This window comes from Pseudomonas sp. B707, from assembly GCF_022496685.1.
GTDB classification, from domain to species: Bacteria; Pseudomonadota; Gammaproteobacteria; order Pseudomonadales; family Pseudomonadaceae; genus Aquipseudomonas; species Aquipseudomonas paraglycinae.
In genome coordinates this window covers 479,726-501,261 of the sequence record NZ_WTVE01000025.1, presented here as the reverse complement: position 1 = coordinate 501,261, position 21,536 = coordinate 479,726, and the positions used below count along the sequence as shown (strand labels likewise).

Below are 21,536 nucleotides of genomic sequence, written 5' to 3'. Positions count from 1 at the left end.
GCTGTCAACACCTCTTTTTCTCCGCTTTCGACCGAGAAGATCGAACCGTTGAAAGCACCAAAAGAACCGGCATTTCCAACTCCTTCCAGACTTCGATGAACTGAAGCGACCCGCTTTCGAAACCTACTTAACTCATTGAATCTCAAGGAGTTTTCCGTTTCGACTGCGCCGGAAGTGGGGCGAATTATAGACCTCTGGAATTCGCCGTCAACCCCTTATTTCAACTTTACTCAGATTTCAGCGTAATCCGTGCAAAAGCCTTCTTGCCGGCCTGGCAAACGTGAGTCGCGCCCAGTACGTATATAAAGGAGCGATCAACCACCTCACCATCTACGCGTACACCACCGGAAGCCAGCAGATCACGAGCAGCTGCCGAGTTCTTCACCAGACCTGCCTTATTAAGGACAGCAGCAATCGGCATATCCTCGGCAGCAGTCAGCTCGACCTCTGGCAGATCATCCGGCAACTCACCGTCCTTCATACGGTTACCCGCGCCACGGTGAGCATTGGCCGCAGCCTCTTCACCATGGAAGCGCGCGACAATCTCTTCGGCCAGCTTGATCTTGATATCGCGAGGATTAGCGCCCGCCTCTACATCAGCACGGAACGCATTGATCTCATCCATCGAACGGAAGCTGAGCAACTCGAAGTAGCGCCACATCAACGCATCGGGAATCGAAACCAGTTTGCTATACATGACACCTGGCGCTTCCTGAATACCGACGTAGTTGCCCAACGACTTGGACATTTTCTTCACGCCATCCAGACCTTCAAGCAGCGGCATCGTCAGGATGCACTGCGCCTCCTGACCATAACCACGCTGCAGCTCACGCCCCATCAGCAGGTTGAACTTCTGATCGGTACCACCCAGCTCCACATCAGCGCGCAAAGCAACCGAGTCATAACCCTGCACCAGCGGATAGAGGAACTCGTGAATGGCGATCGGCTGATTGGTGGTGTAGCGCTTGTCGAAGTCGTCACGCTCGAGCATACGGGCAACGGTGTATTGCGAAGTCAGACGAATAAAGTCCGCAGGCCCCATCTGATCCATCCAGGTGGAGTTGAACGCGACTTCGGTTTTCGCCGGATCAAGAATCTTGAACACCTGAGTCTTGTAGGTCTCGGCGTTTTCCAGAACCTGCTCACGGGTCAACGGAGGACGTGTGGCGCTCTTGCCGCTCGGATCACCGATCATTCCGGTGAAATCACCAATAAGGAAGATCACCTGATGCCCCAGTTCCTGGAACTGGCGCAGCTTATTAATAAGCACAGTGTGACCAAGGTGCAGATCCGGCGCAGTTGGATCGAAGCCGGCCTTGATTCGCAGCGGCTGGCCACGTTTGAGCTTTTCGATCAGCTCGGACTCGACCAACAGTTCTTCCGCACCACGTTTAATCAGCGCTAGCTGCTCTTCAACCGACTTCATAACAGACCCGCAAGGCTCAGATTCAAAGGGAACCAACCATACAAGATCGCGCACCAAATACAAGTTTTGCCCGGCGCACGGACGCCAATCCACAGACAGGGCGTCCGCAGACTTGCTTCAGGGATGATTTGGTTATATTTTATACAGTTATTTCATCTTCATCATGTCATTCATCTTTTCCAATTCATCTTTTTCAAAGTCAAATTACTTATGACCACTGAACCGTCTAAAGCGCCACCGCTTTACCCGAAGACCCACCTGCTCGCCGCGAGTGGGATCGCCGCCCTTCTCAGCCTGGCGCTCCTGGTGTTTCCATCCAGTGATGTTGAAGCCAAAAAGACAACGCTGAGCCTTGAACTGGAAAGTCCTGCTGAACAACTGACACAAGATCAAGACGCTGCCGACGCAGCTCAAGCCACAAATGAGTCCGTAGCTTCCCCTTTCGCACAGATCGAAAACAGCGCCGAAGAGACGCAGGAAACCGCTCAGGCCGCACCAGCGCCGACACCGGTAGCTGAAGAAAAGAAGGCCCCAAATCACAGGGAAGTGATCGTCTCCAAGGGCGATACGCTTTCAACACTGTTCGAGAAAGTCGGTCTCCCGGCCGCGGCCGTGCATGAAGTGCTGGCCAGCGACAAACAAGCCAAGCAGTTCAGCCAGCTCAAACATGGCCAGAAACTCGAATTCGAATTGAACCCACAAGGCCAGCTGACCAACCTGCACAGCAAGGTCAGCGACGTTGAAACCATCACTCTGACCAAGAACGATAAGGGTTATGTGTTCAACCGCGTTACCGCCAAACCGACTGTTCGCACCGCCTACGTGCACGGTGTGATCAACAGCTCGCTGTCGCAGTCCGCCGCCCGCGCAGGCCTGTCCCACAGCCTGACCATGGATATGGCCAGTGTGTTTGGCTACGACGTCGACTTCGCCCAGGATATCCGCCAAGGCGACGAGTTCGATGTGATCTATGAGCAGAAAGTGGTCAATGGCAAAGCCGTTGGCAACGGTCCGATCCTGTCCGCCCGCTTCACCAACCGCGGCAAGACTTACACCGCCGTGCGTTACACCAACAAGCAGGGCAACAGCAGCTACTACACCGCCGATGGCAACAGCATGCGCAAGGCATTCATCCGTACACCGGTGGACTTCGCCCGCATCAGCTCGAAATTCTCCATGGGCCGCAAACACCCGATCCTCAACAAGATCCGCGCCCACAAAGGCGTCGACTACGCCGCCCCACGCGGTACGCCGATCAAGGCTGCCGGCGACGGCAAAGTGCTGCTGGCCGGCCGTCGCGGCGGTTACGGCAACACCGTGATCATCCAGCACGGCAACACTTACCGTACGCTGTATGGCCACATGCAGGGCTTCGCCAAGGGCGTGAAGACCGGCGGCACCGTCAAACAGGGCCAAGTGATCGGTTACATCGGCACCACCGGCCTGTCCACCGGCCCGCACCTGCACTATGAGTTCCAGGTCAACGGTGTCCACGTCGATCCACTGGGCCAGAAGCTGCCGATGGCCGACCCGATCGCCAAATCCGAACGCGCCCGCTTCCAGGCACAGAGCCAGCCGTTGATGGCTCGCATGGACCAGGAAAAAGCCACCATGCTGGCTTCGAGCAAGCGTTAAGCCATGGCTCTTTATATCGGAGTGATGTCCGGCACCAGTCTCGACGGGCTGGACATCGCCCTGATCGAGCAATCCTCGGCGATCAACCTGATCGCCACGCACTACATCCCCATGCCTGAAACCCTGCGCGCCGAGCTGCTTGGCTTGTGCGCCAGCGGCCCTGACGAGATCGCCCGTTCGGCGATTGCCCAGCAGAACTGGGTGAAGCTCGCCGCGCAAGGGATCCATACCCTCCTCGAACGGCAACAGCTCAAGCCTGAAGCCATTCGCGCGATCGGCAGCCACGGCCAGACTATTCGCCACGAGCCGGCGCGTGGTTTCACCGTACAGATCGGCAACCCCGCCCTGCTCACTGAACTGACCGGTATCACCGTCGTCAGCGATTTCCGCAGTCGCGATGTGGCCGCTGGCGGCCAGGGCGCCCCTTTGGTTCCGGCCTTCCATGAAGCGTTATTCGAAGAGCGTACCGGCAACCGCGCGGTCTTGAATGTCGGCGGTTTCAGCAATCTCAGTCTGATTGAGCCGAACAAGCCTGTAGCCGGTTTCGACTGCGGGCCGGGGAATGTGCTGATGGACGCCTGGATTCATCAGCAACGGGGCGAGAACTTCGACCGAAACGGGCAGTGGGCAGCCAGCGGGAAGGTTGAGCCTACCCTGCTGAAAGCCCTGCTCAGCGATCCGTTTTTCGTGACCCAAGGCCCGAAGAGCACCGGCCGCGAAGTCTTCAACCTGCCCTGGCTGGAGCAGCAACTGTCGCGTCTGCCAGGTTTCGCACCCGAAAACGTACAGGCGACACTGCTCGAACTGACGGCGCTGACCATCGTCGAATCGCTGCAAGGCGCTCAATCGAATACCGAAGAGCTTCTGGTCTGCGGGGGCGGCGCCCACAACGCCACACTAATGAAACGCCTGGCCGGGCTGCTGCCGAATGCCAAAGTCGCCAGTACCGCGACCCACGGCGTCGATCCGGACTGGGTCGAGGCCATGGCCTTCGCCTGGCTGGCCCACTGCTGTCTGGAAGGCATCGCCGCCAATCGCCCGAGCGTCACCGGCGCCAAAGGCTTGCGCGTACTCGGCGCCATCTACCCCAACTGACAAATCGCAGATAACAAAACGCCGCAGAACCGTGAGGTTCTGCGGCGTTTTATTGTGTTCGGTGAAGCGCGTTCAGATCGAAAACGAGGAGCCGCAACCACAAGTGGTGGTGGCATTCGGGTTCTTGATCACGAAACGCGAACCTTCCAGACCTTCCTGATAATCCACCTCGGCACCCGCCAGATACTGGAAGCTCATCGGATCGACCACCAGACTGACGCCTTCGCGCTCGACGATGGTGTCGTCCTCGGCCACATCTTCATCGAAGGTGAAGCCGTACTGAAACCCTGAACAACCGCCGCCCGTAACGAATACGCGCAGCTTCAAGCGATCATTCCCCTCTTCATCGACCAGGCTCTTCACCTTGTGCGCGGCACCTTGAGTGAATTGCAAAGCCGTGGGGGTGAAGGATTCGACGCTCATGCTGACTATCTCCCGGCGTTACGCCGCCATAATGCGTGATGACGCGCATTATCCGCTTGTCCTAGAAAATCGGTCAACTATTGTTACGGTATATCAATAAAGCTGATCAACCGACCAGAATGCAAAAAGGCCCGTCAGACGGGCCTTTTTACCAAGCTAGATCAGTCGTTACGGCAGCATGCCCGCGTGGGACAGGCCCAAACGCTCATCCAGCCCGAACAGGATGTTCATGTTCTGCACCGCCTGACCCGACGCGCCCTTGACCAGGTTGTCGATCACCGAGAGCACTACCACCAGATCACCATCCTGCGGGCGGTGAACCGCGATGCGGCAGACGTTGGCGCCACGCACACTACGGGTTTCTGGATGGCTACCAGCCGGCATCACGTCGACGAACGGCTCATTGGCATAACGCTTCTCGAACAACGCCTGCAGATCCACCGAGCGATCCACCACGGTCGCGTAGAGCGTGGAGTGAATGCCACGGATCATCGGCGTCAGGTGCGGCACGAACGTCAGACCGACATCCTTGCCCGCCGCACGACGCAGCCCCTGACGAATTTCCGGCAGATGGCGGTGACCTTTCACCGCATAAGCCTTCATGCTTTCCGACGTCTCGGAGTACAGCGAGCCTACGGCAGCACCACGACCGGCACCGCTGACACCGGACTTGCAGTCGGCGATCAGGTGCGACGCGTCGGCAATACCCGCCTCAAGCAACGGCAGGAAACCCAGCTGCGTCGCGGTCGGGTAGCAACCCGGCACCGCGATCAGGCGTGCTTTCCTGATCTGCTCACGATTGACTTCCGGCAGACCGTAAACCGCCTCGTCCAGCAACTCCGGCGCGCCGTGCGGCTGGCCGTACCACTTGGCCCACTCATCGGCGTCCTGCAGACGGAAGTCTGCCGACAGGTCGATGACCTTGGTGCCGGCCGCCAGCAATTCGCCTGCCAGTGCGTGGGCAACGCCGTGCGGAGTGGCGAAGAACACCACGTCGCAAGCGCCCAGCGTCTTGATGTCCGGCACGCTGAATGCCAGACCGTCGTAGTGACCGCGCAGGTTCGGGTACATATCAGCCACGGCCAGACCGGCCTCGGATCGGGAAGTGATCACTACCACTTCTGCCTGCGGATGCTGTGCCAACAGACGCAGCAGTTCGACACCGGTGTAACCCGTGCCGCCGACGATACCGACCTTGACCATAAACCTGCCCTCAACGAACCCACTGGAAAGCCGTCGATAATAGGGGCCGCGCGCGCCTGCGACAACCGCCAAGGTGACGTGCGGACGCTCAAGCCTCTACTATCGGGCCTACCGTGAATCAGGGAATAACCCAAAATGCTCTATCTGTGGATCAAAGCGCTGCATATCGTCAGCATCGTGTGCTGGTTTGCCGGCCTCTTCTATCTTCCGCGACTGTTCGTTTATCACGCGCAAAGTGAAGACACGATCAGCAAGGAACGCTTCAGCATCATGGAGCGCAAGCTCTATCGCGGCATCATGGGCCCGGCGATGATCGCCGCGCTGATCTTCGGCGGCTGGCTGATCTACCTGAACCCGAGCATCTTCAGCAGCGGTGGCTGGATCCACGCCAAATTGACCCTGGTCGTGCTGTTGATCGGTTACCACCACATGTGCGGCGCGCAGGTAAAACGTTTCGCCCGTGGCGAGAACACCCGCAGCCATGTCTTTTATCGCTGGTTCAATGAAGTGCCGGTTCTGATATTGCTGGCTATCGTAATTCTGGTCGTGGTCAAGCCGTTCTAACTTCAACAAATACAACTTTCCGGGGTACTTCCGATGTCGCTGCCCGCTCTGCTCGAACAACGTCTGCGCCTGCCCGTAGTGGCGGCGCCGATGTTCCTTATCTCCAATCCTGAACTGGTGCTGGCGTGCTGTCGCAACGGCGTGGTTGGCAGCTTCCCGGCGCTGAACCAACGCGAAAGCAGCGGGTTCAAGGCCTGGCTGGAGCAGATCGAAGCGGGGCTGGCGACATTGGAGAACCCGGCGCCGTACGCGGTGAACCTGATCGTCCACCACAGCAACCCGCGCCTGCAGGCTGACCTGGACATCTGCGTCGAGCACAAAGTCCCCATCGTCATCACCAGTCTCGGTGCCGTGAAGGAACTGGTAGACGCCGTGCACAGTTACGGCGGCCTGGTCTTCCATGACGTAACGACCCGTCGCCATGCCGAGAAAGCCGCCGAGGCTGGTGTCGATGGCTTGATCGCCGTCGCAGCCGGTGCCGGTGGACACGCCGGCACCTGGAGTCCGTTTTCGCTGATCGCCGAAATCCGCGAGTTCTTCGACAAGACCCTGTTGCTTGCAGGATGTTTGAACCATGGGCATGAGATTCTCGCCGCACAACTGCTCGGCGCGGATCTGGCCTACTTCGGCACGCGATTTATCGGCACCACTGAAAGTCATGCGCCTGACGCTTACAAGGAGATGCTGCTGACTGCCAAAGCCGCCGACATCATTCATACTCCTGCCGTGTCCGGTGTACCGGCCAGTTTCATGCGCCAAAGCCTGGAGGCCGCCGGTTTCGACATGGCCGCCCTGCAAGGCAAGGGCGAAGTGAATTTCGGCGACAAGCTCAAGCCGATCAACGACGAAGCCAAGGCCTGGAAAACCGTGTGGTCGGCGGGTCAGGGCGTAGGCCAGATCGACGATCTGCCAAGCGTGGATCAACTGGTGGCGCGTCTCGATGCCGAATACCGCCAGGCCCTGGAGCACGCAGCACAATTGCCGAAACGCTGGCCACGTTGAATGAAACCCGTCCAGTCGCTGTCTGACTGGCCTTAGACTCAATTTATCTCGCGACAAGGATGCCTCGGCCATGAGCGAACCCCGTTACAAGATCGTTTTCGACGGCGCGCTCCAGCCCGGCGTCGATATCACCACGGCCAAGCTCAACCTGGCCGACCTGTTCAAAAGCGATGTCGCCGCCATCGAGCGCCTGTTCAATGGCCGCACCGTCGCGCTCAAGCGTGATCTGTCCCACAGCGATGCGCAGACCTACCTGCAAGCGCTGGGCAAGACCGGGATCGATGCCCGGATCGAAACGGAAACACCCATCGAACTGAACCTGTCGGATGTCCACGAACAAAGCGCCGCCGTTGCGGAGCCTGACTCGCCTTATGCGCCGCCTCGCGCCGTCGTCGGTGAAAACCTGCCGGCATTCGCACCTCTCAAACCGTTCAGCGTTGAAGGCCGGATCGGCCGCTTGCGTTACCTGGCATGGTCGATGGTGTTGAGCCTGGTAGCCCTGCCAATCGTCAGCGTGTTCGCGCTGATCGGTCTGGGCCTGGTGAGCGCCGACTCGACGACCGGCCTGATCATCGGCGGTCTCCTCGCCTTCTTCCTGTTTCTGGCCTTCGCGATCGTCGGGATCCTGTTCAGCATTCAGCGCCTGCACGATATCGGCTGGTCGGGTTGGCTCTGGCTGCTGACGCTGGTGCCGTTCGTGGGGAGCTTCTTCCCGCTGGTGATCATGGTCGTGCCGGGCAATACCGGCGCCAATCGCTATGGCCCACCGCCTCCGCCGAACAGCACGGCAGTCAAAGTGCTGTGCTCTTTGTGGATCGTGTTTATCGGGCTGTTTTTCATGGGCGGCATGCTGGGCGGGATTACCGCCATCCAGCAGGAATACGAAAGCAGTCTTGAAAGCAGCTACGAGAGCGGCTCGGTGACCACCGATGAAATCGATGTGGAAGTCGAGCCCACCGCGAATTCGGCAGACGATGCAGCCGAAGCCACCCTCGCCCCTGTAGACTCGGCGAAAGAATGAACAACGCTCCCCGCCGTGACACCTGCGTCCACGGCGCGGCGCTGTTGCGATGGAGATTTGCATGACCCGTTACGCTCTGATCACCGGCGCCTCCAGCGGCATTGGCCTGGCCATGGCCGAAGCCCTGGCGCGCCGTGGCCGCAGCCTGATTCTGGTGGCTCGCCAGCGTGATCAGCTGGAAAGCATTGCGATTGAACTGACCCAGCGCTTCGGCGTGGAAGTGCTGTTCCGCGCCTGTGATCTTGGCGAGCCGCTGCGCCTGTCCGGTTTTCTGCTGGAGCTTGAAGAAGGCGATCGCCAAATCGATCTGCTGGTCAATTGCGCCGGCATCGGTACTTGCGGCCCGTTCCTGGCCCAGGACTGGATGACCGAACAGGACCTGATCGAAGTGAACATCCTCGCCCTTACCCGCCTTTGCCATGCCATCGGCAACAGCATGGCGTTGCAGGGCGGCGGGCAGATTCTCAACGTCGCGTCGGTGGCAGCCTTCAACCCCGGGCCGTGGATGAGCACCTACTACGCCAGCAAGGCGTATGTACTGCATTTCTCGGAAGCACTGCGGGTGGAACTGAAGAAGTGTGCGGTCAAGGTGTCGGTGCTCTGCCCCGGCCCGACCCGCACCGCGTTCTTCAGAACCGCACAACTGAACAACGACAAACTCAACGCCAGCAAACTGCTGATGAGTCCCGAGGAGGTCGCGCTGTATACCGTGCGCGCCCTGGAGAAAAACCGCGCGATCATCATTCCCGGACGCCGAAACCGCTGGTTCGCCTTTCTGCCTCGGCTCGGTTCGCGCTGGCTCAACCGCACCATCGTCGGCATGGTCAACAAAGCTTACTGCCCTCGCTGAAGGGCCGACAGGCAAATGGCTGGGCGTGGTGATCCTCCGTGGGTACACTCAGCCCAGCTCACACAACGGAGAAAACAGCTGTGGATACTCTGTTCACCAAGATCATCAACCGGGAAATTCCGGCGAAGATCATCTACGAGGACGACCAGGTTCTGGCGTTCCACGACATCGCCCCACAGGCACCGGTGCATTTTCTGGTGATCCCGAAGAAACCGGTGCGTACCCTCAACGACCTGACCGAAGACGACAAGGCACTGGCCGGGCATATCCTGTTCACCGCCCAGCGTCTGGCGCTGGAACTGGGTTGCGAGGAAGGCTTCCGGGTGGTGATGAACTGCAATGAAATGGGCGGGCAGACGGTCTACCACATTCACATGCACGTACTCGGTCAACGCCAGATGAACTGGCCGCCGGGCTGATTGAACCCGCAGATCGGTGGGAGCGCCCTGCTCCCACATGACCCAGCGCAAACCTTCCCCGGCCGATTCGGTTAAACTGGCCGCCGAGATTCTTCCCGGAGGTCAGCATGACTACCCAACGTCACTACTCGCCCATTGATCGTCTTCTGCTGCAAGCCGATGCCGCGATGCGTACCTTGCTGCCCTTCAGCGGCCAGCCGTACCGTCCGTCGCCGGCAATCGTGCAGCCCGATGTGCAGATGAGCGATGAAGACACCCGCCACGTCGCCGGCCTGATGCGCATCAACCACACAGGTGAAGTCTGCGCCCAGGCGTTGTATCAAGGCCAGGCGCTGACCGCCAAGCTGCCGCAGGTGCGCGAGGCCATGGAGCATGCGGCCGAAGAAGAGATCGATCATCTGGTCTGGTGCGAACAGCGCATTCACCAGCTGGGCAGCCACACCAGCGTGCTCAACCCACTGTTCTACGGTATGTCGTTCGGCATCGGCGCAGTCGCCGGGCTGATCAGCGACAAGGTCAGCCTCGGATTTGTTGCCGCCACCGAGCATCAGGTGTGCAAGCATCTGAACGAGCATCTGGAGCAACTGCCGGCCGAGGACGAAAAATCCCGGGCGATTCTGGAGCAGATGCGTATCGATGAAGAACATCACGCGGAAAGCGCACTGGAGGCCGGCGGCTTCCGCTTCCCGGCGCCGGTGAAGTTCGGCATGAGCCTGTTGGCCAAAGTGATGACCAAGAGCACTTACCGGATCTGAAAAACGCCCACAAAAAAGGCGACTGCCGCAAAGCAGTCGCCTTTTTTTTGTGCCCGGATTTCTTAGCTCGGCATATTGCGCGCGTAGAAGATTTCCAGCATTTCGTGTTTCACACGCTCGGTCACCTGAGCACGTTGCTCGGAAGACAGATTGCTGGTGGCATCGCCGAACAGGTAGTTGTCCAGTTCGAAGTTCTTCAGCAGCATTTTGGTGTGGAACAGGTTTTCCTGATACACGTTCACGTCGGTCATCTGGTACGCGTCGCGGGTGTCTTCGGAGAGGTAGTTCTGGATCGAGTTGATCTCGTGATCGATGAAATGCTTGTTGCCTTCAACGTCACGGGTGAAGCCGCGCACACGGTAATCCACGGTCACGATGTCCGAATCGAACTGGTGAATGAGGAAGTTGAGCGCTTTGAGCGGTGAAATGACACCACAGGTCGACACATCGATGTCCACACGGAAAGTCGCAATACCGGCGTCCGGATGGATTTCCGGGTAGGTGTGCACCGTGATGTGGCTCTTGTCGAGGTGGGCCAGGATGATTTCGGGCAACGGGCCCGGGGATTCTTCGATCTGGCTTTCGGTCGGGGTCACCGGCTCTTCCGAGATCAGAATCGTGACGCTGGCACCCTGAGGCTCATAGTTCTGACTCGCAATGTTCAGAATGTTGGCACCAATGATTTCGACAACTTCCGTGAGGATCTGCGTCAGGCGTTCGGCGTTGTACTCTTGATTGATGTACTCGACGTAAGCCTGCTGGTCTTGCGGGGTTTCCGCGTAGCAGATGTCATAGATGTTGAAGCTCAAGGTCTTTGTCAGGTTATTGAACCCGTGGAGCTTGAGTTTGCTTTTCACCGTTAAAAACTCTCTATGTATGCGGCACGGCCGCGTGATCAAGCATGCCCGTCAAGTGCGAACAACGCACCTGCGTAGGACGGTTAACACCTCTTCGCGATGGCGATTTTGGTTATCTGTTCAGGCGGATGACCCGTCGGTTGACTGATCACGGCCCTGAAAAAAGTGGCGCATTATGCAGACGTCAGCGGGGGATCGCCAGAGTCTGCACTGCTTTTATGATAGTTGAATGTCGGCTCAGCCGAGTTCAACGATTTCGTAGTCGTGGGTGATCGCTACGCCAGCTGCGCCGAGCATGATCGAGGCCGAGCAATACTTCTCGGCAGACAGTTCGATGGCGCGTTTGACCTGGGCTTCTTTCAGACCACGACCCTTGACCACGAAGTGCATGTGGATCTTGGTGAACACTTTCGGATCTTCGGTCGCGCGCTCGGCTTCCAGAAAGGCTTCGCAGCTTTCAACGGCCTGACGGGACTTCTTCAAAATGCTGACCACGTCGAAGTTGCTGCAACCACCAACACCCAGCAGGAGCATTTCCATCGGGCGGACACCCAGGTTACGACCACCGGCGTCCGGCGGACCGTCCATGACCACGACATGACCGCTGCCGGATTCGCCGAGGAACATGGCTTCGCCAGCCCATTGGATGCGTGCCTTCATCGTCAAGACTCCACTGTAGAAAAAAGGGTCGCCAGCTTAGCACAGGGCCCTGCCCGGACAGCGAGCACGTTCCTGGGACGAATGCACCTTTGACGTAGGCGATTTCTCGAAATTTCGACGAAGTGTCTGGTAAGCTGGCGCCAATTCACTGGCGCCTTCGCCAGACTGTGTAGCGACCGCCTCAGCGCCTCATATAAAAACCAAATATAACCGTGCAGTCTTTTCGGGATACAACCATGGTTGGTATTACCCCCACACCCAAAATCAAGAACCTCGACAAGCTGCTGATGCATTGCCAGCGCCGCCGTCACGCGGCCAAGAGCAACATCATCTGCGCCGGGGATCGCTCCGACACGCTGTACTTCATCATCCGCGGCTCGGTCACGATCCTGATCGAGGACGACGACGGCCGCGAGATGATCATCGCCTACCTGAATGCCGGGGACTTCTTCGGCGAGTTGGGTCTTTTCGAAGAAGCCGGCCAGGAGCAACAGCGCAGCGCCTGGGTGCGGGCCAAGGTTGAATGCGAAGTCGCGGAAATCAGCTACACCAAGTTCCGCGAACTGTCGCAGCAGGATCCAGACATTCTTTACGTCCTCAGCGGACAAATCGCACAACGTCTGCGCAACACCACACGCAAGGTCGGCGACCTGGCGTTCTTCGACGTCACCGGCCGTGTCGCTCGCTGTTTGCTGGAGCTGTGCAAACAACCGGACGCGATGACTCACCCGGACGGCATGCAGATCAAGGTGACCCGTCAGGAAATCGGCCGGATTGTCGGTTGTTCACGAGAGATGGTCGGTCGCGTGCTCAAGGATCTTGAGGAACGCAACCTGGTGGATGTGAAAGGCAAGACCATGGTGGTCTTCGGCACCCGCTGAGTTCCAAAGCTCAACCGGCGTAGATCTGCGCCAGCATCAAACGAAAGAGTTCATCGAGACGCGCCAGTGCATGGGGCGCCGGGAATTTCTCATGCAGAGCGATGTGGCTGGCGGCACGTACCCGTTGCTCCAGGCCACACGCTTCATTAAATCGATTGACCGCCGCAACCATCGACTCACGTTCGTCTTCCACCAGCATCGCACCGTGCACCAACCCCACCGGTCGCTGACCACCCTGACTCTGGCGCCAGCGTTGGGCGGTGCCGACCATCTTGCGACCGTCGAGATTGACGTTGAAGCGACCGTCGCAGAACGCACCGTCGATTTCACCCAGCGACGAAGTGCCACCCAACTCATCCAGCAACTCACAGATCGGATCGCACAGCCGCCGGTAACCGGTTTCGATGCGGTTCAGATCGCCTTCGCTGCGAGGCGGTGCGTAGACAAGCGCAATATTGATGGTCGACGCCGATTGCGGAACAGGTTCGCCGCCGGTCTCACGCAGCAACACCGGCCAGCCGGCAGCAGCGGAGGTTTCGCAGGCGTGATCGAATCCGGGCAAGCGGTTCAAACGACGTGGCATGACCAAAGCGCGGTCGCTGGGCTGCCAGAACAGCAAGCCAAATTCGGCATCACCAGCGCAGACCGAGGCCAGCAGATGCTGTTCGGCTTGCAGGCCGGCTTCGATGGTCAGGGATGTGGGGATCATAAGGTTTCCATAGGACGTTGAGTCTGAGGTGAATCTTATGCCGCCTTCGCGGGCAAGCCCGCTCCCACAGGGGAACGGGCGCCTGCGAAGACTCGATCAGTCGAGGGTCGAACCGCTCACCGGAACGCCGCGCTCCGGGAAAAACAGACGCTGCAGTTCGATGCCCGGGCTTTCGGCGCGCATGAATGCTTCGCCGACCAGGAACGCGTAAACGTCGCTGATTTCCATCAGTTCGACATCGGCACGGTTGAGGATCCCGCTCTCGGTGATCACCAGACGATCGCGCGGAATGCGCGGCAGCAGGTCGAGGGTGGTTTCCAGGCTGACGTCAAAAGTGTGCAGATTGCGGTTGTTGACCCCGACCAGCGGCGTGTCGAGGGTTTTCAGCGCGCGCTCCAGCTCATCGCCGTCGTGCACTTCCACCAGCACATCGAGGCCGACGTCTTTGGCGACCGACGCCAGTTCGGCCATTTTCACGTCATCCAGTGCGGAGACGATCAACAACACACAATCGGCGCCCAGCGCACGGGCTTCGACGATCTGGTACGGATCGATCATGAAGTCCTTGCGGATCACCGGCAGCGAGCAGGCCGCGCGGGCCTGTTGCAGGTAGGCATCGGCGCCCTGGAAGTAGTCGATGTCGGTCAGCACCGACAGGCAGGTCGCCCCGCCCTTCTCGTAGCTTTTGGCGATGTCGGCAGGAACGAAGTTCTCGCGGATCACGCCCTTGCTCGGCGACGCTTTCTTGATTTCGGCGATCACTGCCGGTTGTTTCTTCTTGGCCTGCGCCAGCAATGCCTGGGCAAAACCACGGGGTGCATCGGCCGCCTTGGCCAGACTTTCCAGCTCGCTCAGGCTCACACGAGCGCTACGCTCGGCGACTTCCTGAACCTTGCGGGCCAGAATGTTTTCCAGAACCGTCGGTACACTCATCCCTCATTCTCCACTTTGAATACCGCGGTAAAGGCACCCAACTCCTCGAGTTTCTCCCGAGCAAGACCGGTGTGCAGAGCGTCGTGGGCCAGTGCCACGCCCTCTTTCAGACTTGTCGCCAGGTCGGCGGCGTACAGCGCCGCACCGGCATTGAGCACGATCATTTCGGCAGCCTTCTGACCGTTCTCGGTCTTGCGCTTGCCGAGTGCATCGCGGATCAGCGCCAGCGACGCTTCCGGGCCTTCGACCGACAGGCCGTGCAGGCTCTGGCTCTTCATGCCCAGATCTTCCGGCTCGACCCAATATTCGGTGATCTGATCGTCCTTCAGCTCGGCGACAAACGTCGGCGCCGCCAGACTGAATTCGTCCAGACCGTCCTTCGAATGCACCACCAGCACGTGCTTGCTGCCCAGACGCTGCAAGACTTCAGCCAACGGCCGGCACAGCGCCGGGGTGAACACGCCCACCACCTGATGTTTCACACCGGCCGGATTCGTAAGCGGGCCGAGCATGTTGAACAAGGTACGCAGGCCGAGATCGCGACGCGGGCCGGCGGCGTATTTCATGGCTTTGTGGTGAGTCTGGGCAAACATGAAGCCGATGCCGACGTTATCGATGCAGCGCGCCACCTGAACCGGGGTCAGGTTGAGGTAGATGCCGGCGGCTTCCAGCAAGTCGGCACTGCCGCTCTTGCCCGACACTGCACGGTTACCGTGTTTGGCCACGGTGCAGCCAGCTGCGGCGACCACAAAGGAAGACGCGGTCGACACGTTGAAAATGTTTGCCCCGTCACCGCCGGTGCCGACCACATCGACCACGCCGTCGAGGGTCTTGAGTTCGACCTTGTCCGCCAGCTCGCGCATCACCGACACGGCGCCGACGATCTCGTCGATGCTCTCGCTCTTCATGCGCATGGCCATCATGAACGCGCCGATCTGCGCGTCAGTGCATTGGCCGGTCATGATTTCGCGCATCACGTCGCGCATTTCATCGGTGCTGAGGTCGAGGTGATCGACGATACGGCTCAGGGCTGTCTTGATATTCATGGAAAGTCCTTAGCGCGTGCCGCCGGTTTGTTTGAGGAAGTTGGCAAACAGTTCATGGCCCTGTTCGGTGAGGATCGATTCCGGGTGGAACTGTACGCCCTCGATGTTCAGGGTCTTGTGACGCAGGCCCATGATTTCGTCGACCGAACCGTCATCGTGCTGGGTCCACGCCGTCAGCTCTAGGCAATCGGGCAACGTTTCGTGTTTGACGATCAGGGAATGATAGCGGGTGACGGTCAGCGGACGGTTCAGACCGGCAAACACGCCCTTGTCCTCGTGGAATACCGGGCTAGTCTTACCGTGCATCACTTGCCGGGCGCGGACGACATCGCCGCCAAAAGCCTGGCCGATGGACTGGTGACCGAGGCAGACGCCGAGGATCGGCAGTTTGCCGGCGAAGTGCTTGATGGCTTCGATGGAGATGCCGGCTTCGGTCGGTGTGCACGGGCCAGGGGATACGACGATCCGCTCAGGGTTGAGCGCTTCGATTTCGGCAATGGTCAGTTCGTCGTTGCGCACCACCTTGACCTCGGCACCCAGCTCGCCGAGGTATTGCACAACGTTGTAAGTAAAGGAGTCGTAGTTGTCGATCATCAGCAACATGGCGTTTCGAACCTCTTGAATTCTGACTTGAAGACAGCCTTCGGATGACTTGCCAGGGCGCTGCACACTGCCGGACGCGCAGGTCGCATCGGCACAGCGGCATTTCAAACGGGCAAGGAAGGCAAAGCGATACAGATCCGGCGGGGCCGGCAGAAAAGATTCAGGCGCGCCAACGCCAGCGGGCGTGTGCCTTGATGACTTGATCCAGAAGTTTGCTGGTGATCAACACGGGGAAGGTCTCGTTCATACGTTTCGGCACAGTAACTTAGCTGGGCGGAGCGTGCAATATGGCCGGGGCCGTGGGGGATAAAACAATGGGAGGGTTGACGACCGATGGCAAAACGCCGGAAGTTTTTGGTACTGTCGTTTCGTTCACTACAACAATAAATAAACGGACTTGCTCATGATCAAACAGACGTTGTTTGTACCGCTCGCCGGATGCCTGCTCGCGATGGCCTGCGCCCAGGCGAACGCCGCACCCAATCCTTATTCGAATTTCGTGGTTTTCGGCGACAGCCTGAGCGATGCCGGGACTTTCACTGACAGCGGCGGCCCGGCCGGCGCCACGCAGCGCTACACCAACCGCACCGGCCCGGTGTATCTGGACGGCAGCGGTGAACTCCGCTCGCTGAACTCGACGCAACTGCTCGGTGGCCGACTCGGTTTCACACCGGATCAAACCGCCTCCTCGTCCTCGGCAGTTCGTGCCGGCCAAGGCCAGCCGGACGGTAACAACTGGGCTGTCGGCGGCTACCGCACCGACCAGATTCTCGACTCGATCACCAGCCAGTCCGCCACCGGCGAACGCACCCGCGCCGGTTACCTGCCATCGAACGGCTTCCGCGCGGACCCGAATGCCCTGTATTACCTGACCGGGGGCGGTAACGATTTCCTACAGGGCCGCGTCACCAGTCTTCCGCAGGCTAATGCCGCCGCCGATCGACTGGTCGACAGCGTCCGCACGCTGCAAGGCGCCGGCGCCCGCTACATTATGGTCTGGCTGTTGCCGGACATCGGCCTGACTCCGGCCATCAACGGCTCGCCGCTACAAGCCTTCACCTCGCAACTCAGCGCCCAGTTCAACACCGAACTGGTCAGCCAGTTGCAGAGCGTCAATGCCAACGTCATCCCACTGAACGTCCCGGTTCTGCTCAAAGAGGCATTCGCCAATCCGGCGCAGTTCGGCCTGGCGACCGACCAGAATCTGGTCGGCACCTGCTTCAGCGGCAACAGCTGCACGGAAAACGCCCGGTATGGCATCAACAGCGCCACCCCGGATCCGACCAAGCTGATCTACAACGACGCCGTCCACCCGACCGAAGCCGGGCAGCGCCTGATTGCCGATTACGCCTACTCGCTGCTGGCCGCACCATGGGAAGCGACCCTGTTGCCGCAAATGGCTCAAGGCACCCTGCGCTCGCATCAGGATGAACTGCGCAACCAGTGGCTGGCGGATTGGGAAAACTGGCAGGCCGTTGGCCAATGGCGGGCGATTGTCGCCGGCGGCGGCCAGCAACAGGACTTCGACAGCCAGCGCAGCGGCGCCAGCGCCGACGGCAACGGTTACAACCTGAACATCGGCGGCAGCTATCGCCTCAACGATGCCTGGCGCGTGGGTGTGGCGGCCGGTTTCTACAATCAGAAACTCGAGGCCGGCGACAACGATTCGGACTACAAGCTGAACACTTATCTGGGCACCGCATTCGCCCAGTACCAGCAGAACCGCTGGTGGGGTGACGCCGCCGTAACCGCCGGGCATCTGGATTACGACAGCCTCAAACGCAAATTCCAGCTGGGAGTCAACGAACGCGGCGAGAAAGGCGATACCGACGGCTATGTTCTGGCCTTCAGCGGACGCGTGGGTTACGACATTGCGCCAGAAGCGAGCAGCCCATGGCACCTGTCGCCATTCGTCAGTGCTGACTTTGCCAAGGTTGAAGTCGATGGTTACTCGGAAAACGGCGCCGACTCCACCGCGCTGACGTTCGATGACCAGTCGCGCATCTCCCGCCGTCTCGGTCTCGGGATCCAGGGCAAGTACCAGATCACCTCGCAGACCCAGGTGTTCGGCGAACTGGCTCATGAGCGCGAGTACAATGACGACACCCAGAATGTGACGATGAACCTCAACAGCCTGCCGAACAACCGCTATACCCTGGCCGGCTACGCCCCTCAAACCAACCTGAACCGCCTGAACCTCGGCGTGAGCCACAACCTCACCAAGGATCTGGCATTGCGCGCGAGCTACGACATCCGCAAGGATGACGACTTCACCCAGCAAGGGATCAACGTCGGCGTAGCGCTCGACTTCTGATTCGCAGGCCATAAAAAACGCGGCGCCCTCACAGGCGCCGCGTTTTTTTTATAGCTGAAGCATCAATCACTCAGTCCGGGGTTTGCTCGGCGAGCGCAACAGCGCGGAACATCGCCCGGCGTTTGTTGATGGTTTCTTCCCATTCCAGCGCCGGCACCGAGTCGGCGACGATGCCGCCACCGGCCTGCACGTGCAGCTCGCCGTTCTTGATCACGGCGGTACGGATCGCAATCGCGGTGTCCATGTTGCCGTTCCAGGCGAAGTAACCGACCGCCCCGCCATACACGCCACGTTTGACCGGCTCCAGCTCGTCGATGATTTCCATCGCACGGATCTTCGGCGCGCCCGACAAAGTGCCCGCCGGCAGGATCGCCCGCAGTGCGTCCATCGCCGTCAGCCCGGCTTTCAACTGACCGGTGACGTTGGACACGATGTGCATCACGTTGGAATAACGCTCGATGACCATCTTCTCGGTAAGTTTCACCGAGCCGATTTCCGAAACGCGCCCGGTGTCGTTGCGACCGAGGTCGATCAGCATCAGGTGCTCGGCGATCTCCTTGTCGTCGGACAGCAGGTCCTCTTCCAGCGCCACGTCCGCCTCTTCGGTGGCCCCGCGAGGGCGGGTGCCGGCAATCGGGCGCACGGTGATCAGGTTGTCTTCGACCCGCACCAGCACTTCCGGCGAACTGCCGACAACATGGAAGTCGCCGAAGTTGAAAAAGTACATGTACGGCGTCGGGTTGAAGCAACGCAGTGCGCGGTACAGATCGATCGGCGCCGCCTTGAAGTCGATCGACATGCGCTGGGACGGCACGACCTGCATGCAGTCACCGGCGAGGATGTATTCCTTGATGGTGTCGACGGCTTTTTCGTAGTCATCCTGGGTGAAACTGGAGCGGAACACCGGCTCGGCCGCCTGCTGCTTGCTGAAATCCAGGCCACGGCGCGGGGTGATCGGCTGACGCAGTTTTTCCAGCAACTCCTGCAATTGCGCCTGGCCCTGCTCGTAGGCATCGGCCTGCGCCGGGTCGGCCAGCACGATTGCGTGCATCTTGCCGGCGAGGTTGTCGAACACCACCACCGCATCGGAAACCATCAGCAGAATGTCCGGCACGCCCAGCGGATCCGGGTTCGGGCATTTTCCGAGGCGCTTCTCTACATAGCGCACACAGTCGTAACCGAAGTAACCCACCAGACCGCCGTTGAAGCGCGGCAGACCGGCAATGGTCGGCACGTTGTAGCGGGCCTTGAAGGTTTCGACGAAGGCCAGCGGGTCTTCAACGTCATGGCTTTCAGTTTCGACACCATCGACGGTGATGCTCACGTGATGATCGTGAACTCGCAGCACGGTGCGGCACGGCAGGCCGATGATCGAGTAACGGCCCCATTTCTCGCCGCCCTGCACCGATTCGAGCAGGTAGGAGTTGGGCTGGTCGGCCAGTTTCAGGTAGATCGACAGCGGAGTGTCGAAGTCGGCCAGGGTTTCGCAGGCCAGCGGGATGCGGTTATAGCCGTCAGCGGCCAGACGCAGGAATTCTTCGCGGATCATAGGGTGCCTCGTGGTGTGAGGGGCAAATCAGTCAGGTGTGCAAACGCGCCGGCAGGCCGGCCAGGAACAAGTCAGGCGCGCCAACGCCAGCGGGCCAGGGCCTTGATGACTTTCATCCAGAGTTTGCGGGTGACCACCACGATGGCGTTTCCAGAAGGGGATTGAGAAGCGTCGGGCAACGTTATCTCAGCGGCCGTATCCAGGCAACCGGGAATTAGCTTGCGCAGATCGTCGATCACCAGCGCCGGGGATTCCTCGGCAATCGGCCGGCCATGGTTGTAGCCATAACTCAGCCCTACGCATTTGACCCCCGCCGCTTTCGCCGCCAGCACGTCGCTGCGCGAATCGCCGACGAACAGCGATTGCGAGGCCGGGATACCGGACATCTTCATGACGAAGAACAGCGCCGCCGGATCGGGCTTCTTCTGCGGCAGGGTGTCGCCGCCGATGATCCACTTGAAGTAGCGGCCGATCTTCATCTGATCCAGCAGCGGCGCAACGAAGCGCTCCGGCTTGTTGGTGATCAGCGCCATGGCCACGCCCTGCTTGTGCAGCCATTTGAGGGTGTCGCGCACGCCGGGATAGACCACGGTCAGCTCATGGCTGGCGCCGTAGGCCTCCATGAAAACTTCCAGCGCGTGCTCGGCTTCGACGTCATCCACGGAAGAATGATCGATGCCGCCGGCCAAGGCGCGGCGCACCAGCACCGGCGCACCGTTGCCGACCCACTCGCGAACCGACTCGATACCGGCAGGCTTGCGCCCGAGGGTGAGCAGCATGTTATCCACCGCCGCCGCCAGGTCGGGTACCGAATCGATCAGCGTGCCATCCAGATCGAACATCACCAACCGCGGCAGTTGCCCCGGGAACAGCTGCTCAAAACCGCTCATGGGCGAGCCAGCGCCAGTTCGGAACGCATCTTGTCGATGACTTCCTGATAGTTCGGCGCGTTGAAGATCGCCGAGCCGGCCACAAAGGTGTCGGCGCCGGCGGCAGCGATTTCACGGATGTTGTTGACGTTGACGCCGCCGTCGATTTCCAGGCGGATGTCACGGCCCGAAGCATCGATGATCGCCCGCGCTTCGCGCAGCTTGTCGAGGGTGCCGGGGATGAACTTCTGCCCGCCGAAGCCCGGGTTGACGCTCATCAGCAAGACCATGTCGACTTTGTCGATCACGTACTTGAGCACGTCCAGCGGGGTCGCCGGGTTGAACACCAGGCCGGATTTGCAGCCGCCTTCACGGATCAGTTGCAGCGAACGATCGACGTGCAGCGTGGCTTCCGGGTGGAAGGTGATGTAGGTGGCACCGGCCTCGATGAAGTCGCCGACAATGCGATCCACCGGGCTGACCATCAGGTGCGCGTCGATCGGCGCGGTCACGCCGTACTTGCGCAGTGCGGCGCAGACCATCGGGCCGATGGTCAGGTTCGGTACGTAGTGGTTGTCCATGACATCGAAGTGGACGAAGTCGGCACCGGCGGCCAGAACGTTGTCCACTTCCTCGCCCAGGCGGGCGAAGTCGGCGGAGAGAATCGACGGAGCAATAACGAAGGGCTGCATGACGCACCTTTTCTGAGCTAAATCACGATG

22 protein-coding genes are annotated in these 21,536 nt (G+C 59.8%); 10 read left to right on the top strand and 12 right to left on the bottom strand.

Annotated elements, in window-relative coordinates; genetic code table 11:
* Positions 1–226 precede the first annotated feature (226 nt).
* Positions 227–1,426 (bottom strand): tyrosine--tRNA ligase, encoded by a 1,200-nt coding sequence (tyrS, locus tag GQX66_RS14885; protein WP_011336180.1) that lies wholly within the window; start codon positions 1,424–1,426, stop codon positions 227–229.
* 210 nt (positions 1,427–1,636) lie between these two features.
* On the opposite strand from tyrS, the gene GQX66_RS14880 reads away from it, so the two are divergent.
* Both GQX66_RS14880 and GQX66_RS14875 read left to right on the top strand, forming a co-directional pair.
* On the top strand, positions 1,637–3,061 hold the full coding sequence (locus tag GQX66_RS14880) for a peptidoglycan DD-metalloendopeptidase family protein (protein ID WP_240869843.1): 1,425 nt from the start codon (positions 1,637–1,639) through the stop codon (positions 3,059–3,061).
* Positions 3,062–3,064: 3 nt separating this feature from the next.
* Positions 3,065–4,156: an anhydro-N-acetylmuramic acid kinase gene (locus GQX66_RS14875; protein ID WP_134022021.1), complete on the top strand. Its 1,092-nt coding sequence runs from the start codon at positions 3,065–3,067 to the stop codon at positions 4,154–4,156.
* A gap of 72 nt (positions 4,157–4,228) precedes the next feature.
* Here GQX66_RS14875 and erpA read toward each other — a convergent pair whose 3' ends face one another.
* Both erpA and argC read right to left on the bottom strand, forming a co-directional pair.
* Positions 4,229–4,579: an iron-sulfur cluster insertion protein ErpA gene (erpA, locus tag GQX66_RS14870; protein WP_003228776.1), complete on the bottom strand. Its 351-nt coding sequence runs from the start codon at positions 4,577–4,579 to the stop codon at positions 4,229–4,231.
* 168 nt (positions 4,580–4,747) lie between these two features.
* Entirely contained in the window at positions 4,748–5,782 is a 1,035-nt protein-coding gene (argC, locus tag GQX66_RS14865) for an N-acetyl-gamma-glutamyl-phosphate reductase (RefSeq protein ID WP_011336183.1), read from the bottom strand.
* Between the two features lie 135 nt (positions 5,783–5,917).
* Between argC and hemJ the strand changes: the two genes are divergently transcribed.
* From hemJ to coq7, 6 genes are all read left to right on the top strand, one after another.
* Complete coding sequence (gene hemJ, locus GQX66_RS14860; protein ID WP_007956328.1) at positions 5,918–6,346, top strand: protoporphyrinogen oxidase HemJ; 429 nt, start codon at positions 5,918–5,920, stop codon at positions 6,344–6,346.
* Between the two features lie 33 nt (positions 6,347–6,379).
* The gene (locus GQX66_RS14855) at positions 6,380–7,348 is read left to right on the top strand and encodes a nitronate monooxygenase family protein (RefSeq protein WP_085646872.1); all 969 of its coding nucleotides are present in this window, start codon (positions 6,380–6,382) and stop codon (positions 7,346–7,348) included.
* Between the two features lie 70 nt (positions 7,349–7,418).
* The gene (locus GQX66_RS14850) at positions 7,419–8,369 is read left to right on the top strand and encodes a DUF805 domain-containing protein (protein WP_085746575.1); all 951 of its coding nucleotides are present in this window, start codon (positions 7,419–7,421) and stop codon (positions 8,367–8,369) included.
* A gap of 61 nt (positions 8,370–8,430) precedes the next feature.
* Positions 8,431–9,219: an SDR family oxidoreductase gene (locus GQX66_RS14845; RefSeq protein WP_007956321.1), complete on the top strand. Its 789-nt coding sequence runs from the start codon at positions 8,431–8,433 to the stop codon at positions 9,217–9,219.
* An 80-nt stretch (positions 9,220–9,299) separates the two neighbouring features.
* Positions 9,300–9,638 carry a histidine triad nucleotide-binding protein gene (locus GQX66_RS14840; RefSeq protein WP_007956318.1) on the top strand — a complete coding sequence of 113 codons (339 nt, stop codon included), beginning with the start codon at positions 9,300–9,302 and terminating at the stop codon, positions 9,636–9,638.
* A 107-nt stretch (positions 9,639–9,745) separates the two neighbouring features.
* Positions 9,746–10,393, top strand: a complete 648-nt coding sequence (coq7, locus tag GQX66_RS14835; RefSeq protein ID WP_007956317.1) for a 2-polyprenyl-3-methyl-6-methoxy-1,4-benzoquinone monooxygenase — start codon at positions 9,746–9,748, stop codon at positions 10,391–10,393.
* Positions 10,394–10,455: 62 nt separating this feature from the next.
* Here coq7 and speD read toward each other — a convergent pair whose 3' ends face one another.
* Together speD and GQX66_RS14825 are read right to left on the bottom strand one after the other, a co-directional pair.
* Positions 10,456–11,250, bottom strand: a complete 795-nt coding sequence (speD, locus tag GQX66_RS14830; protein WP_007956315.1) for an adenosylmethionine decarboxylase — start codon at positions 11,248–11,250, stop codon at positions 10,456–10,458.
* Positions 11,251–11,487: 237 nt separating this feature from the next.
* Positions 11,488–11,910 (bottom strand): OsmC family protein, encoded by a 423-nt coding sequence (locus tag GQX66_RS14825; protein ID WP_003228794.1) that lies wholly within the window; start codon positions 11,908–11,910, stop codon positions 11,488–11,490.
* A gap of 236 nt (positions 11,911–12,146) precedes the next feature.
* On the opposite strand from GQX66_RS14825, the gene crp reads away from it, so the two are divergent.
* A complete protein-coding gene (crp, locus tag GQX66_RS14820; RefSeq protein WP_007956313.1) occupies positions 12,147–12,791 on the top strand; it encodes a cAMP-activated global transcriptional regulator CRP in 645 nt (214 codons plus the stop codon).
* 10 nt (positions 12,792–12,801) lie between these two features.
* Here the strand turns inward: crp and GQX66_RS14815 are convergent, their stop codons facing one another.
* The 4 genes from GQX66_RS14815 to GQX66_RS14800 all read right to left on the bottom strand — a co-directional run bounded on the left by GQX66_RS14815 (position 12,802) and on the right by GQX66_RS14800 (position 16,082).
* Positions 12,802–13,500 carry a lipoate--protein ligase family protein gene (locus tag GQX66_RS14815; protein ID WP_085746576.1) on the bottom strand — a complete coding sequence of 233 codons (699 nt, stop codon included), beginning with the start codon at positions 13,498–13,500 and terminating at the stop codon, positions 12,802–12,804.
* A gap of 96 nt (positions 13,501–13,596) precedes the next feature.
* Positions 13,597–14,433, bottom strand: a complete 837-nt coding sequence (trpC, locus tag GQX66_RS14810) for an indole-3-glycerol phosphate synthase TrpC (protein WP_007956311.1) — start codon at positions 14,431–14,433, stop codon at positions 13,597–13,599.
* On the bottom strand, positions 14,430–15,479 hold the full coding sequence (gene trpD, locus GQX66_RS14805) for an anthranilate phosphoribosyltransferase (RefSeq protein ID WP_039768098.1): 1,050 nt from the start codon (positions 15,477–15,479) through the stop codon (positions 14,430–14,432). Before trpD ends, trpC begins: the two co-directional genes overlap by 4 nt.
* 9 nt (positions 15,480–15,488) lie before the next feature.
* On the bottom strand, positions 15,489–16,082 hold the full coding sequence (locus GQX66_RS14800) for an aminodeoxychorismate/anthranilate synthase component II (protein ID WP_007956309.1): 594 nt from the start codon (positions 16,080–16,082) through the stop codon (positions 15,489–15,491).
* Between the two features lie 403 nt (positions 16,083–16,485).
* Here GQX66_RS14800 and estP point away from each other — a divergent pair, with 403 nt between their 5' ends.
* Positions 16,486–18,396, top strand: a complete 1,911-nt coding sequence (gene estP, locus GQX66_RS14795) for an esterase EstP (RefSeq protein WP_129972170.1) — start codon at positions 16,486–16,488, stop codon at positions 18,394–18,396.
* A 70-nt stretch (positions 18,397–18,466) separates the two neighbouring features.
* Here estP and trpE read toward each other — a convergent pair whose 3' ends face one another.
* The 3 genes from trpE to rpe all read right to left on the bottom strand — a co-directional run bounded on the left by trpE (position 18,467) and on the right by rpe (position 21,506).
* The gene (gene trpE / locus GQX66_RS14790) at positions 18,467–19,945 is read right to left on the bottom strand and encodes an anthranilate synthase component I (protein WP_039768096.1); all 1,479 of its coding nucleotides are present in this window, start codon (positions 19,943–19,945) and stop codon (positions 18,467–18,469) included.
* A 71-nt stretch (positions 19,946–20,016) separates the two neighbouring features.
* The gene (locus GQX66_RS14785; protein WP_129972171.1) at positions 20,017–20,835 is read right to left on the bottom strand and encodes a phosphoglycolate phosphatase; all 819 of its coding nucleotides are present in this window, start codon (positions 20,833–20,835) and stop codon (positions 20,017–20,019) included.
* Positions 20,832–21,506, bottom strand: coding sequence for a ribulose-phosphate 3-epimerase (gene rpe, locus GQX66_RS14780; RefSeq protein ID WP_007918813.1), 675 nt, complete (start codon positions 21,504–21,506; stop codon positions 20,832–20,834). Before rpe ends, GQX66_RS14785 begins: the two co-directional genes overlap by 4 nt.
* Positions 21,507–21,536: the final 30 nt, after the last annotated feature.

Bases quoted from the DNA above. Each gene is read 5' to 3' on its own strand.
- GQX66_RS14875 (WP_134022021.1), top strand. From the start codon at position 3,065: ATGGCTCTTTATATCGGAGTGATGTCCGGCACCAGTCTCGACGGGCTG.
- hemJ (WP_007956328.1), top strand. From the start codon at position 5,918: ATGCTCTATCTGTGGATCAAAGCGCTGCATATCGTCAGCATCGTGTGC.
- trpD (WP_039768098.1), bottom strand. From the start codon at position 15,479: ATGAATATCAAGACAGCCCTGAGCCGTATCGTCGATCACCTCGACCTC.
- rpe (WP_007918813.1), bottom strand. From the start codon at position 21,506: ATGCAGCCCTTCGTTATTGCTCCGTCGATTCTCTCCGCCGACTTCGCC.
- trpE (WP_039768096.1), bottom strand. From the start codon at position 19,945: ATGATCCGCGAAGAATTCCTGCGTCTGGCCGCTGACGGCTATAACCGC.
- GQX66_RS14855 (WP_085646872.1), top strand. From the start codon at position 6,380: ATGTCGCTGCCCGCTCTGCTCGAACAACGTCTGCGCCTGCCCGTAGTG.
- argC (WP_011336183.1), bottom strand. From the start codon at position 5,782: ATGGTCAAGGTCGGTATCGTCGGCGGCACGGGTTACACCGGTGTCGAA.
- trpC (WP_007956311.1), bottom strand. From the start codon at position 14,433: ATGAGTGTACCGACGGTTCTGGAAAACATTCTGGCCCGCAAGGTTCAG.
- GQX66_RS14785 (WP_129972171.1), bottom strand. From the start codon at position 20,835: ATGAGCGGTTTTGAGCAGCTGTTCCCGGGGCAACTGCCGCGGTTGGTG.
- tyrS (WP_011336180.1), bottom strand. From the start codon at position 1,426: ATGAAGTCGGTTGAAGAGCAGCTAGCGCTGATTAAACGTGGTGCGGAA.
- GQX66_RS14850 (WP_085746575.1), top strand. From the start codon at position 7,419: ATGAGCGAACCCCGTTACAAGATCGTTTTCGACGGCGCGCTCCAGCCC.
- GQX66_RS14815 (WP_085746576.1), bottom strand. From the start codon at position 13,500: ATGATCCCCACATCCCTGACCATCGAAGCCGGCCTGCAAGCCGAACAG.
- crp (WP_007956313.1), top strand. From the start codon at position 12,147: ATGGTTGGTATTACCCCCACACCCAAAATCAAGAACCTCGACAAGCTG.
- coq7 (WP_007956317.1), top strand. From the start codon at position 9,746: ATGACTACCCAACGTCACTACTCGCCCATTGATCGTCTTCTGCTGCAA.
- GQX66_RS14880 (WP_240869843.1), top strand. From the start codon at position 1,637: ATGACCACTGAACCGTCTAAAGCGCCACCGCTTTACCCGAAGACCCAC.
- erpA (WP_003228776.1), bottom strand. From the start codon at position 4,579: ATGAGCGTCGAATCCTTCACCCCCACGGCTTTGCAATTCACTCAAGGT.
- estP (WP_129972170.1), top strand. From the start codon at position 16,486: ATGATCAAACAGACGTTGTTTGTACCGCTCGCCGGATGCCTGCTCGCG.
- GQX66_RS14845 (WP_007956321.1), top strand. From the start codon at position 8,431: ATGACCCGTTACGCTCTGATCACCGGCGCCTCCAGCGGCATTGGCCTG.
- GQX66_RS14825 (WP_003228794.1), bottom strand. From the start codon at position 11,910: ATGAAGGCACGCATCCAATGGGCTGGCGAAGCCATGTTCCTCGGCGAA.
- GQX66_RS14800 (WP_007956309.1), bottom strand. From the start codon at position 16,082: ATGTTGCTGATGATCGACAACTACGACTCCTTTACTTACAACGTTGTG.